We start from the raw sequence: 13,236 nt of genomic DNA, 5'->3' as shown, positions 1-13,236 counted from the left end.
ATATGCTAGGGACCTTTTTGGAGAATAAGCGCTCTAAGTTAAACCAGCAGATGGAGCAACAGATCTATTCTATGCAAATTCCTGAAAAACTGAGAGAGTCCATCCTATACTCCATTGAAGCAGGGGGCAAGCGAATTCGCCCTGTTTTATTATTGGCTGCCAATGAAGCGTTTGGTGGTATGGAAGATCGAGCGCTCGCTCCTGCTTGTGCGGTAGAGATGATTCATACGTATTCTCTTATCCATGATGATCTTCCTGCGATGGACGATGATGACGTGAGAAGAGGAAAGCCTACGAATCATATGCAGTTTGATGAAGCAACAGCTATATTAGCTGGGGACGGATTACTAACGGCAGCCTTTCACGTTATTACAGCTAATGACCATCTGACAGACCGTGAAAAAGTATTCCTAACACGTGAATTATCGAAGGCCAGTGGTGCTGAAGGAATGGTAGCTGGTCAGATGCTTGATATGGAGGCAGAAGAGAAAACACTCTCCCTTGAAGAGCTAGAAGCCATACACCGTCACAAAACCGGTGAATTGCTACGATTCTCAGCTGTAGCAGGCGCCTTTATTGGAGGGGCCAATCCGACACAATTACGCCAAATTGAGACATACGCAAACTATATAGGTTTGTTATTTCAAGTCCAGGATGACATTTTAGATGTTATTGGCGAAGAAGGCGAGATCGGGAAGCCAGTAGGTAGTGATGTAACAAATCATAAAAGTACATATCCTCAATTGTTAGGTCTTGAAGGAGCGATCGAGCACAAACAGAAGTACGCAGAGCGAGCAAGGGCTGCTCTTAAGGAAGCTGGCGTCGATAGTTCCCTTTTAGAGGATCTGATTGATTACATTAGCGATCGAAAGAATTAATTGTCAGTACATGTGGATTGAGGGATTGGAATGAATGTGGTATATTAGAAATACAAACAGGATGGTGCAGTATTCTAGTCGGCCCTCCGTTCCTGAAGGCGGGCCTAAAAATCCGCCAAAGGGCACATCGATGAAGTTCCTTGTGTTGGCTTGAGGCGCCCAGCCTTGGGTCGATGCTGGGAGTTAAGGTTGCGGGGCGATCCACAATGGCATGTGGGCGTTGACCCTGCTTCCGCGGAGGCCCATATTTGTAGGAGGCTGTTCTCAAACGTCTGCTATGAAATGGGGTATGAACCTGTGAGATTGTTTTGGGAAGAACGGTCCACAGCGTAGCCTGCCTTGAGTGGCTCTGAGGGGATTATGGCTTTTGAGCGAAAGATAGATGGCCACTATTCGATCGCTTACCCGACCATATGAAATCAGCGCTGCAAAAGAGGCTAAGGAGCGGCCAAAGGCTGTCGAGGAAATCTCCTAGACTGTTCCATGACACCTGAAAGGGATTATAGTGCGGACTAAGTGGCAATCCAGTCTAGCAATCGGTGACGGTGCTAAGGTGAGTTTAAAGGGGAACCGCCGATGTGGCAACACATGGTACTCGCTTGGGAAAACCTACTGGACCTAAGCCGCAGTTTTTATCTTTTAGGTGACCATCCTGACCTTCATACATATACGTGAATGAACTTAAAATATAGAGGTTAATCCATGAAGACACAACTAAAAAATTCTTTAAAATTTAGCTTGGGGATCGCCGTTATCACGTTTGTGTTAGCGGCTATTTTTACAGTTATCTCCAATTATATATTAGATGATGTGTACTATCTGTTAGGGATCATTATCGTTTTCGTTATTGTATCAATTGGAGTACTCTTCGATATGCTAGGTATAGCGGCAACGGCTGCAGATGAAGTTCCTTTTCATGCTATGGCAGCTGAAAAAGTAAACGGTTCCAAAGAGGCGATTCTTATTGTCAGAAATGCGGACCGTTTCGCGAGCTTCTGTAATGACGTAATCGGAGATATCGCTGGCGTTATAAGTGGAACAGCTGCAACGATGGTTGTTTTGCGCTTAACGTTTATTCTTGGACATTCAGAGGATTCGACTACCAACTTGGTCATCTCAGTGATTTTTACAAGTATAGTAGCAGCGGTAACTGTTGGGGGCAAGGCGCTAGGGAAGTATTTTGCGATTCGCGCGTCAACTGATATCATTTTCTTCGCAGCTCGAATTATTTCACTTGTGGAAAGAAAGTTAAACATTACTATTTTACCGAGGGGTAAAAAATCCTCTAGAAAATCATGATGAAGGCGAGTGATCCCGAATGGATCTTAATACTATCAAGGACCCATCCTTCTTAAAAGAATATTCTAATGAAGATCTCGAAAAGTTTGCGGCTTCTGTCCGTAACTTTCTCATTGAAAAATTATCTGTAACGGGTGGACATTTAGGTGCTAATTTAGGGGTTGTGGAGCTTACTTTGGCTCTACATAAGCTTTATGACAGTCCTAAAGATAAAATATTATTCGATGTGGGACATCAATCCTATATTCATAAAATCTTAACGGGTCGAACAGGCCAATTTGATACATTACGTCAATATCAAGGGTTATGTGGTTTCCCGAAACGATGTGAAAGTGAGCATGATGTTTGGGAAACAGGGCATAGCTCTACATCTCTTTCTGCGGCAATGGGTATGGCCATTGCTCGAGATTTAAAGGGTGAAGACCATTCAATCCTCCCGATTATTGGAGATGGCGCTCTTACGGGTGGTATGGCTCTAGAAGCTTTAAACCATATTGGTGATGAGAAGAAGAACGTTACTGTAATCTTAAATGACAATGAAATGTCGATTGCTCAGAATGTAGGCGCCCTTCATAATGTATTAGGGCGTATGAGAAGTGCTCGTAAATATCACTGGGTCAAAGATGAAATGGAATGGGTGTTAAAGCGTATTCCAGCAGTAGGCGGGAAGCTTGCGAATGCAGCTGAACGATTGAAAGATAGCATGAAATACTTCATGCTACCTGGGATGTTCTTTGAGGAGCTCGGTTTTACGTATTATGGACCTGTAGACGGCCATAACTTTGAAGATTTAATGGAGAACCTACAGTATGCTAAAAAGACTGAAGGACCAGTCCTTGTCCACGTTATGACTCAGAAAGGGAAAGGTTATCATCCTGCTGAGAGTGATCAAAAGGATAAGTGGCATGGAGTAGGACCTTATAAGATTGAATCCGGAGAGAAAATTAAGCCAACGGATGCACCGCCTGCGTGGAGTGAAGTCATTAGTGAGACACTCAGGAAGAAAGCGCGAACGGACAACCGTATTGCTGCCATTACCCCAGCTATGATTCTTGGATCAAAGCTTGAGAAATTCGGAGAAGAATTTCCTGATCGACTATTTGATGTGGGGATAGCAGAACAACATGCGACGACAGTGGCTGCCGGAATCGCAACACAAGGTATGAAGCCGTTCCTTGCCATTTATTCTACCTTTATGCAACGTGGCTATGATCAATTGGTACACGACGTGTGTCGTCAAAATCTAAACGTAACGTTTGGTATTGACCGTGCAGGTTTAGTCGGAGCTGACGGTGAAACGCACCAGGGTGTGTTTGATATCGCCTTTCTACGGCACCTTCCGAATATGACCATTATGATGCCGAAAGATGAGAATGAAGGTCAGCATATGGTTCATACCGCGTTTGAATATGACGATGGTCCGATTGCTGTTCGTTATCCAAGAGGAAATGGACTAGGCGTAGAAATGGATGAGGAGCTTAAGGCGCTTCCGATTGGATCCTGGGAGGTACTTCAAGAAGGTACAGACGCAGCGATTCTTACATTTGGAACCACCATTCCTATGGCTCTTAAGGCGAGCGAAGAACTAAGAAAGCAAGGTATTTCAGTTAAGGTCATTAATGCAAGGTTTATTAAGCCGATGGATGAAGCGATGCTCCATGACTTAATGAAGCGTTCCATGCCTATACTTACAATTGAAGAAGCTGTTTTAAAAGGCGGCTTCGGTAGTGGAGTGTTAGAATTCGCAGAAGAACAACAATACTACAATCAGGTAATCCACCGCATGGGTGTTCCTGATCGCTTTATTGAGCATGGTAGCGTAAAAGAACTTTATCAAGAAATTGGCCTTACATCTGAAAATATCGTTACAAATATAAAAAAAATATTACCAGAACAAAAGCAAAGGGCTTGAAGCAATGACGAAAAAAGTAAGACTTGATACACTTCTTGTGGAACGAGGACTAATCGAGACACGAGAGAAAGCAAAACGAACAATAATGGCTGGTTTAGTCTTCTCAGAAACCATAAAATTAGATAAGCCTGGAGTTAAAGTGGATGAATCTATCCCTCTCCATGTAAAAGGGAAAGCTATTCCGTACGTGAGTAGGGGAGGCCTTAAGTTAGAAAAGGCTCTGCAGGATTTCGACCTTACCGTTCAGGATAAAATTTTAATTGACATTGGTTCTTCCACAGGTGGTTTTACGGATTGTGCTTTACAAAATGGGGCCAAGCAAAGTTATGCGATTGATGTAGGGTATAATCAGTTAGCTTGGTCTTTGCGCAACGATGAGCGGGTCACGGTCATGGAGCGTACTAACTTCCGTTATGTAACCTCTGAGGACCTTACAGAAGGCGCGCCAAATGTAGCATCCATTGATGTCTCCTTCATTTCACTTAAATTGATTTTACCTGTGCTTGGGACGCTGCTAGAAGAAGGTGGCGATGTGGTTGCACTCATTAAGCCGCAATTCGAGGCAGGGCGTGAACAAGTTGGAAAGAAGGGGATTGTCCGTGATCCCAAGGTTCATAAAATGGTGCTCTTCGATATGTTAGAATTTTCTTCTAAGACAGGATATGTCGTAGAAGAGGTGACTTATTCCCCTATTACCGGTGGGGATGGAAATATCGAGTTCTTAGCTCATTTACGTTGGATGGGTGAAGCAAAGGGTATGATTCGCCCTAGTGTCGATGTGGAACAGATCGTGCGTGAAGCCCACAACGCCCATTAATTTGTGAATAGATTATCATCAAATGGGGCTACGTTGTGTGGTCCCATTTTGAACGTTTATGAGATGTTCACCGCATCGTGACTGATCGAATGGATTGATCCTTCCCTGAATCGGGAAAGAAGAGAGGGAGATATGATGAATAAGGGGCAACGACATATTAAGATCAGGGAATTAATTGCTGAGAAAGACATTGAAACCCAAGATGACCTGGTCGATCGTTTGAAAAGCCTTGGTTACAATGTGACTCAGGCTACTGTATCGCGGGATATTAAAGAACTGCATTTAGTAAAAGTCCCAATGGTGGATGGTCGATATAAATACAGCCTTCCGGCGGATCAGCGGTTTAATCCGCTTGAGAAGTTAAAAAGGCTAATGATAGATGCATTTGTTCGAATTGATACCGCTGGGCATTTTATAGTAATGAAAACCTTGCCAGGGAATGCGAATGCCGTTGGCGCGCTCGTTGACAACCTGGAGTGGGATGAAATCCTAGGGACGATTTGCGGAGATGACACGTGTTTAATTATCTGCCGCACAGAGGAGGACTCTAAACAAATTCGAGATCGTTTTCTTGATATGCTTTAATCATTTTGGAAAAGTTGAGGTGCTAGCTTGTGTTAGCTGAATTATCCATAAAAGATTTTGCTATAATCGATGAAGTTTCCATTCAATTTAGAGAAGGCTTAACCGTGCTGACTGGAGAGACAGGTGCAGGGAAGTCCATTATCATTGATGCTATTCAACTGCTTACAGGAGGTCGAGGTTCTGCTGAATTTGTTCGCTATGGGACGAAGAAAGCTGAAATTGAAGGCTTATTCTTTCTTGATCATGATCGCCATCAGGCCTATAGTAAAGCTGAATTATTCGGTGTAGATATCGCAGAAGATGGAATGCTTGTACTAAATCGTACCATTAGTGCCAATGGGAAGAGTATTTGTCGCGTCAACGGAAAGCTTGTAACGCTTGCAATCTTGCGGGAATTTGGCCAGACTCTAATTGATATACATACCCAGCACGAGACGCAATCCTTAATGGATGTGGATCGACATATAGAATTATTGGACTTATTCGACCGGGAACAAATTGGACAAGCAAAATTAGACTATTTGGAGTTATACAAGGAGTTCGACGCTTTAAAAAAACGATATAAAGAATTAAGTGAGAACGAACAAGAAATGGCACAACGTCTTGATTTGTTAGAATTCCAATACAATGAATTAGATCAGGCTAATTTAAAGCCTGGAGAAGATGATGAACTCGGAGAACAACGCAACCGTTTAATGAATCACGAAAAAATTTATAAAGGGCTTAATGATGGATATAACGCCCTGTATGGTGAACAGAAAGCTTTGGATTGGTTATCCCTTGCATTGTCCTCTCTTGAGAACGCTAGGGCTTATGATGATGAAATTGCGAAGAAAGCAGAAGAGTTAGCAAATCATTACTACATGGTAGAAGAGTTGGCTCATGGGGTTCGGAATCAACTTGATGGGTTAGAGTTTAGTGAAGAAGAGCTCGATTCCATTGAATCAAGATTGAATGAAATCAATCGCTTAAAGAAAAAATACGGTCAAAGTGTAAACGACATGTTAGAGTATGCAGCAACAGTGGAAGAAGAGATTGATCAGATCAAAAATAAGGACACCCATGTATCTAAATTAGAACAATCCATTCAAGAAAAAGCAGAAGATATCGCACTAGAAGCAAAACAGCTTCATGAAGTTCGCGAACAGGCAGCTTCCGCATTAACGGATGCCATTCAAGAAGAATTAAAAGACCTTCATTTAGAGAAGGCGGCTTTCGGTGTGGATTTCTCGAGTTCTGAAGGTTCAGCACAGGACCCGGTAATCGACGGTAAACCTGTGAAAATTGGGCAGAATGGTTATGATTTGGTGAAGTTTATGATTACCACAAATCCTGGGGAACCATTAAAAGATATCCATAAAGTGGCAAGTGGCGGTGAATTATCTCGTATTATGCTTGCATTAAAACGGATTTTCTCAAAACACCAGGGTGTCACGAGTGTGATCTTTGATGAGGTAGACACTGGAGTGAGTGGACGTGTCGCTCAGGCAATAGCTGAGAAAATACACGGTATTTCTTCTTCATCTCAAGTGCTCTGTATTTCTCATTTACCTCAAGTGGCAGCGATGGCGGATACACATTTGTACATTCGTAAAGAAGTGGAAAATGATCGTACTAAAACCATCGTAGAGGAATTAGATGTTTCAAATAAAGTAGAAGAATTGAGCCGCATGATCAGTGGTGCTGAGATGACTGAAACCACAAAAGATCACGCTACAGAATTGCTTGATCTCGCTGAAAAATTCAAGAAGCAACATGTGTAAAACTGCCGATCCGGCAGTTTTTCTTTTTTATCATGAATAATATGAGTAAATCTGGTCACGGTAAATAAGAGAGGAATGAACGAATTCTATACGTAATTTTGATATGAAATAGAGGAAAGAATCACTTGTTTTTCTCATGTTTGTAGGGTTTAAAACGAAGCCTTGAAGGCCACATTATAAGTACAGAAATAAAAATAAAATGAAGAAGCAATGGGTTGGGAGCAAGGAGAGTGAACGATTTGAAAGCAACCGAAATTTTCCGTAAGACACTTGGAATCCTGCTCCTTGTCGCTATTGTTAGCGTACCGTTTTTCAAACCTGCTCAAACGTATTTTTCGATCCCAGATCAGGTAACCATCTTTAAGAATCAACACTCAGGAACCATTCCTACATTAGCTTCTGCTGAAACAAAAGTAAAAGCAGGCGACACTGTTCTCAGACAAGATGGTAACGCGCTTATAGGGAACGAAGTTGGTGACAGTTCTGTCCTTTATGAGGTGGCCGGACTACCGATTAAAAAGGTAGATGTAAATGTGTTGGATGATTTTAAGGTGATACCAGGTGGTCAATCAATTGGTGTGAAATTACACACACTTGGAGTTTTAATTGTGGGTCATCACCTTGTTGAAACATCGTCAGGTAAAGTTTCTCCTGGAGAGGACGCGAAGATCAAGGTAGGAGACATCTTACTCAAAATTAATGGAAAAGACATTAAGCAAATGAGTGATGTAGCGCCATTCGTGAAGAAAGCTGGCGAAAATCAAGAGGCAATGAAGTTAACGATGAAACGCAATGATGAGACGTTCGAGACTGATTTGACACCTAAATATGATCAAAAAGATTCTAAATACCGTATAGGTTTGTATATAAGGGATTCAGCTGCAGGAATAGGGACGATGACGTTTTACCATCCAGATTCTAAGAAATATGGCGCTCTTGGCCATGTGATATCAGACATGGATACGAGAAAGCCAATTGAAATTCATGAAGGAACCATCGTACGATCGAATGTTACGTCAATTGATAAAGGAAGCAATGGCGTACCAGGAGAGAAACATGCCCGGTTCTCAGCTAAAGAGAACAGAATTGGGTCTATAACACGAAACAGTCCGTTTGGGATTTTTGGCGAATTAGATAAGCAAGTAGACAATGGTTTACGCGATGAGCCGATGCCAATCGCTCTGTCTCATCAGGTTAAAGAAGGCCCTGCTAAGATTTTAACCGTCTTAGAAGGGGAGAAAGTTGAAGAATTTGACGTGGAAATTGTAAGCACCGTTCCACAAAAGTTTCCTGCAACTAAAGGGATGATTGTCAAAATAACGGATCCTAAATTGTTGAAGGTGACAGGCGGTATTGTTCAAGGAATGAGTGGAAGCCCAATTATCCAAGATGGAAAAGTCGTAGGCGCGGTTACTCATGTATTTGTCAACGATCCTACATCAGGTTATGGGGTTCACATTGAATGGATGCTTCACGAAGCAGGTATTGATATTTATAAATCGAAATCACAGCAAAAAGCAAGTTAAAGACAGGGAATCATTTGATCCTGTCTTTTTTTTATTGTATTTATCCATAAATTCGCAAAAGTATACGTTTTTCATATATCTATCTTCATTGCCATTTTTAGGAACGATGTTATAATAAGATGTAAAGATAATTCGACAAATGGAAACGACTTTGCTAATGATGTGGAATTTTATCGAAAAAGCGAGAATATTAAAGAAAATCGAAGGAAATCGAAAAAAACATAATATTTTTACTCAAAAAAGAGGATATTTCCAGCTGGTGTCGAAATTTAACTGTGGGAAAAGCGGGAGCAATAGAATTTAAGGAGGAAATTTCGTGGAAAAAATTAAAGTTTGCTTAGCGGATGACAACAGAGAACTCTTAAATATGCTGGAAGATTACTTTGACGAACAGACAGATATTGAGGTCATTGGTACAGCATATAATGGCCAAGAATGTTTAGAAATGTTAGAGGATATGGATCCGGATGTTCTTATTTTAGATATTATTATGCCTCATGTTGACGGTTTAGCGGTCTTACGTCGTATGAAGGAATTAGATAAGCAGAAACTTCCGAACGTTATTATGCTTACTGCATTTGGTCAGGAAGAGACAACGAAAAAAGCTGTTGACTTAGGTGCTTCTTACTTTATTTTAAAACCGTTTGATCTAGATAATTTACGTGATCATATTCGTCAGGTATATGGGCTTGCACCAAACTTTGAAAGCTCTAGTCGTTCAATGCGTGAGCGAAAACCAGAGAAAAAGCTGAATCTTGATGCAAGTATTACGAATATCATTCATGAAATTGGTGTTCCTGCTCATATCAAAGGATATATGTATCTTCGTGAAGCCATTTCAATGGTGTATAATGACATTGAGTTGCTCGGTTCCATCACGAAAGTTCTTTATCCGGATATTGCAAAGAAATACAATACGACAGCATCTCGTGTCGAGCGTGCGATCCGTCATGCCATTGAGGTGGCGTGGAGCCGCGGTAACATCGATTCCATTTCCTCCTTATTCGGTTACACGGTTTCCATGACGAAAGCGAAACCTACGAACAGTGAGTTCATTGCGATGGTGGCTGATAAATTACGCTTAGAGCACATGGCAGTGTAGTACGAAAGACCTTATTACAATTTTAATATAAAACTTGAATGAAACGTCTCTTCTCCTTAATGAGAAGGGCGTTTTTTGTTTATAAATAATGTAATAAAATGTTTTAATTTTACAAAAAGTATATCCAATTCAAGGTATTTTTGTGGTATAGTAAACCTATATGTTTAAAAGGATGGGTCCTTATATGGCGGTACATACACCGAGTGATTATATACAAATAGAAGAAGAAAATGAAACCGTTTACTTGCGTGTGTTGCAAAAAGGCGGAACGTTTAAGGATTTAGAATGGATGTTAACTGATCATCCACGGGTTCAAATCACGAAATTTCAACAAGCAAAAGAGGCGCTTGAACAAGAAGGTGGACGAGCGGAAATCGGGGTCATCAAACCTGCGGTGATTGTAAAGACCGATCGTTCAAAAATGAAAGCAACCCTTGTGTGGAATGTGACTGAGCAAGAATGGAAAGAGAATGCAAGTAAATGGGGACAAGAAGCGATAGTAGCGCTACGAAAAGCTGGCGTAGTTGAATCACCTGATTTACCTGCCATCTATTCATCGTTCTATGATAAGACAGCCGTTGTAGCAAGGGGGATTGAGCCTAGAGATGGAGAAGACTCTGTTGTATCCTACGTCGAATTGGCTTCTAGAAAGCCTACGATTAAATCGAATGGAGAAGCAGACTTTTACGATATGAATTTTGTGAATGAAGTGAAAAGTGGAGACTGGTTAGGAGAGAAGCTATCGGCAACGATCGGCACTCCTGGGAAGAACCTTTATGGTGATGTAATCCTTCAAACGAGTGGTAAAGAATTCCCTCTCTTATATGATGAAGAGACGGTGGAGCTTGTTCAAGAAGAGAATAAGCATGTGTTACGCGCTAAATGTGCAGGGGTAGTTGAACGGGTCAACGGTAAAATTCACGTGTCCAATCACTTAATGATCCCAGGGGATGTAGGGCCTGGCACAGGTCATATTGAATTTGATGGAAGTGTTACGGTTCAAGGTACCATTCAAGAAGGATATAAAGTTATAGCTACGAAAGATGTTGCTGTCTTAGGGGATATCGGTTTATATAATGTTCCGCTTGTTTGTGCGGAGACTGGAGATATCTACATCAAAGGTGGTATTTTTGCGAATACCACTGTAGAAGCAGGCGGCAATATCTATGTCAGACATGCCAATGAATCAAGTTTAAAAGCAAAAAGAGATATACGTGTTGGATATTATTCCATTGGAAGTCTCCTGCAATCTGAGAACGTTCTGCTCGATGATCCGAAAGGGAAAATTGTTGGGGGAAGGGTAGAAGCGTTGGCTCGTGTGCAGGCAGGGATTATTGGGAACAAAATGGAGCGGTCTACTCACATTTCTATAGCAGGCTTTAACCGTGAGGAAAGGGAAGCTGAGCTTAAAGATTTGTTAGCAAAGTATAAGTCTCTCCTTACGACAATTGATCAAGTAAAGAAAGAAGTCTCGACCTTAGAAGGAATTAAAGGTCGTTTAACTGAGCAACAACTTAGCCAATACCAGGAAACGTATAAGTATTATGAGCGCTTATTAGAAAGAGGAAATGAATTAGAGAGTAAACGTCAAGCTACAATGGCTCTTCTAACGACTAGGGGAGAAGGCCAGCTCTCCATTGCTACAGAAGCATTTCCGGAGACTTTTGTGGAGATTAAACAGATGGCTAAGAAAGTAGATCGAATGGTGAAAGGAACCTTTTATGCAGAGGGGAAAGACCTACATTACGAAGGGGAGAATGAGTAATTTACCAGTCTTTACCGCTTTATCGCAATACCGTATTAATGAATTAAAAAAATTCTAAAAATCATCTTACTTCTTCTTTTAATTCGTGATAAGATTAAAAATTATATAAAAAATATGCTCTGTACACCTATCTGGTTATCATACAGGTGAATTCATTCCTTTAAGCGAGAGTGTTCTTAGAGCTAAAACCTAGAAGAAGTGGTGAAGCAAAATGAAAGTGGCAAAATTCGGAGGTAGTTCTGTAGCCAGTGCAGAACAGTTAAAAAAAGTAGCATCTATTATTACATCAGACCCACAAAGAAAATGTGTTGTGGTTTCGGCTCCAGGGAAACGCCATTCAGGTGACACGAAAGTGACAGATCTTCTTATACAGTTAGCAGAGAGAAGTTATAACGGAGAAGATTATGAAACGGTTTTATCGTTAGTGTTAGATCGCTTCGATGAAATCTTGGCTGAACTTTCATTATCGAAAGAAGTGCTAGGGCAAGTGGAGGACCAACTTCGTTCCATCGTAACGGGTGAAACCATTTATACACACCGAATGGATGCTTTAAAAGCAGCGGGTGAGGATACGTTAGCTAAAGTGCTAAGTCAGTACTTAACATCTCTCGGGCATAAAGCATCTTATGTTCATCCGAAAGAAGCAGGTATTATTGTGAGCAATGAACCAGGTCGTGCTCAGGTTCTTGAAGAGAGTTATGAGCGACTTTATGAACTCCGTAAACGTGATGAAATTTTAGTTATCCCTGGATTTTTTGGATATACCATTGATGATCAGTTAATGGCATTTCCTCGGGGAGGCTCTGATATAACAGGTTCCATTGTAGCTGCAGGCATTCAAGCTTCGCTGTATGAGAACTTTACAGATGTAGATTCTGTATATTGTGTTAATCCGAATATCGTACCGAATCCAAAAGAAATTGTAGAGCTAACGTATAAAGAAATGCGTGAACTTTCTTATGCTGGATTTTCTGTGTTTCATGATGAAGCGCTGATTCCTGCTTTCAAGGCCCGTATTCCAGTAAGTATAAAGAATACCAATCACCCTGATCGTAAAGGAACGATCATTTCTGCTGAGCGTACGAGTACAAACGGTAAGCCTGTAGTAGGTATTGCTAGTGACGAAGGCTTTTTAAGTTTGTATGTAAGTAAATACTTAATGAACCGTGAAAAAGGATTTGGACGGCACTTATTAGAAATTTTAGAAGAAGAGGATATTTCTTTTGAGCATGCACCATCTGGAATAGATGATATGTCTGTGATTATGCGAAGTGATCAGTTAACTCCTGAGAAAGAAGCGGTCATCGTTAAACGAATTGAAGAAGAGCTTAGAGTTGATATGGTCACGATTGAACGGGATCTGGCTATGATAATGATTGTTGGAGAGGGAATGGATAGTACGATTGGTGTTTCAAGTAAAGCGGCGCAAGCTTTTGCTTCTGCGTCTGTTAATATTGAGATGATTAACCAGGGTTCTTCTGAGGTTTCTATGATGTTTGGAATTAAAGCAGATCGCCTCGAAGATGCTGTGCGCTCTCTTTATCAGGCTTTCTTTGAAGAAGAATAAGATAATAGCTACAAATTGAAAA

At 41.2% G+C, this 13,236-nt stretch carries 10 protein-coding genes; all 10 read left to right on the top strand.

Annotated features, from left to right (window positions below):
• Window positions 1–2 precede the first annotated feature (2 nt).
• Window positions 3–878, top strand: a complete 876-nt coding sequence (locus tag QNI29_RS14145; RefSeq protein WP_231417597.1) for a polyprenyl synthetase family protein — start codon at window positions 3–5, stop codon at window positions 876–878.
• Window positions 879–1,580: 702 nt separating this feature from the next.
• Complete coding sequence (locus QNI29_RS14140) at window positions 1,581–2,177, top strand: hypothetical protein (RefSeq protein ID WP_231417145.1); 597 nt, start codon at window positions 1,581–1,583, stop codon at window positions 2,175–2,177.
• Window positions 2,178–2,196: 19 nt separating this feature from the next.
• Window positions 2,197–4,089 carry a 1-deoxy-D-xylulose-5-phosphate synthase gene (gene dxs / locus QNI29_RS14135; RefSeq protein WP_231417144.1) on the top strand — a complete coding sequence of 631 codons (1,893 nt, stop codon included), beginning with the start codon at window positions 2,197–2,199 and terminating at the stop codon, window positions 4,087–4,089.
• A 4-nt stretch (window positions 4,090–4,093) separates the two neighbouring features.
• The gene (locus QNI29_RS14130; RefSeq protein ID WP_231417143.1) at window positions 4,094–4,906 is read left to right on the top strand and encodes a TlyA family RNA methyltransferase; all 813 of its coding nucleotides are present in this window, start codon (window positions 4,094–4,096) and stop codon (window positions 4,904–4,906) included.
• Window positions 4,907–5,041: 135 nt separating this feature from the next.
• Window positions 5,042–5,491, top strand: coding sequence for a transcriptional regulator AhrC/ArgR (gene ahrC, locus QNI29_RS14125; RefSeq protein WP_231417596.1), 450 nt, complete (start codon window positions 5,042–5,044; stop codon window positions 5,489–5,491).
• 29 nt (window positions 5,492–5,520) lie between these two features.
• Window positions 5,521–7,254, top strand: coding sequence for a DNA repair protein RecN (gene recN / locus QNI29_RS14120; protein WP_231417142.1), 1,734 nt, complete (start codon window positions 5,521–5,523; stop codon window positions 7,252–7,254).
• A 239-nt stretch (window positions 7,255–7,493) separates the two neighbouring features.
• Window positions 7,494–8,780: a SpoIVB peptidase gene (gene spoIVB / locus QNI29_RS14115; RefSeq protein ID WP_231417141.1), complete on the top strand. Its 1,287-nt coding sequence runs from the start codon at window positions 7,494–7,496 to the stop codon at window positions 8,778–8,780.
• Between the two features lie 316 nt (window positions 8,781–9,096).
• Window positions 9,097–9,882, top strand: a complete 786-nt coding sequence (gene spo0A, locus QNI29_RS14110; protein ID WP_231417140.1) for a sporulation transcription factor Spo0A — start codon at window positions 9,097–9,099, stop codon at window positions 9,880–9,882.
• Window positions 9,883–10,066: 184 nt separating this feature from the next.
• A complete protein-coding gene (locus QNI29_RS14105; protein ID WP_231417139.1) occupies window positions 10,067–11,647 on the top strand; it encodes a FapA family protein in 1,581 nt (526 codons plus the stop codon).
• 211 nt (window positions 11,648–11,858) lie between these two features.
• Window positions 11,859–13,214 (top strand): aspartate kinase, encoded by a 1,356-nt coding sequence (locus tag QNI29_RS14100; RefSeq protein ID WP_231417138.1) that lies wholly within the window; start codon window positions 11,859–11,861, stop codon window positions 13,212–13,214.
• The last annotated feature ends 22 nt before the right edge of the window (window positions 13,215–13,236 follow it).

Origin of the sequence: Pontibacillus chungwhensis (assembly GCF_030166655.1) — a bacterium.
GTDB lineage: Bacteria > Bacillota > Bacilli > Bacillales > BH030062 > Pontibacillus.
The sequence above is the reverse complement of the archived record's forward strand: the minus strand, read 5'-3'. Positions and strand labels throughout refer to the sequence as shown.

Bases quoted from the DNA above. Each gene is read 5' to 3' on its own strand.
- QNI29_RS14145 (WP_231417597.1), top strand. From the start codon at position 3: ATGCTAGGGACCTTTTTGGAGAATAAGCGCTCTAAGTTAAACCAGCAG.
- QNI29_RS14140 (WP_231417145.1), top strand. From the start codon at position 1,581: ATGAAGACACAACTAAAAAATTCTTTAAAATTTAGCTTGGGGATCGCC.
- dxs (WP_231417144.1), top strand. From the start codon at position 2,197: ATGGATCTTAATACTATCAAGGACCCATCCTTCTTAAAAGAATATTCT.
- QNI29_RS14130 (WP_231417143.1), top strand. From the start codon at position 4,094: ATGACGAAAAAAGTAAGACTTGATACACTTCTTGTGGAACGAGGACTA.
- ahrC (WP_231417596.1), top strand. From the start codon at position 5,042: ATGAATAAGGGGCAACGACATATTAAGATCAGGGAATTAATTGCTGAG.
- QNI29_RS14105 (WP_231417139.1), top strand. From the start codon at position 10,067: ATGGCGGTACATACACCGAGTGATTATATACAAATAGAAGAAGAAAAT.
- QNI29_RS14100 (WP_231417138.1), top strand. From the start codon at position 11,859: ATGAAAGTGGCAAAATTCGGAGGTAGTTCTGTAGCCAGTGCAGAACAG.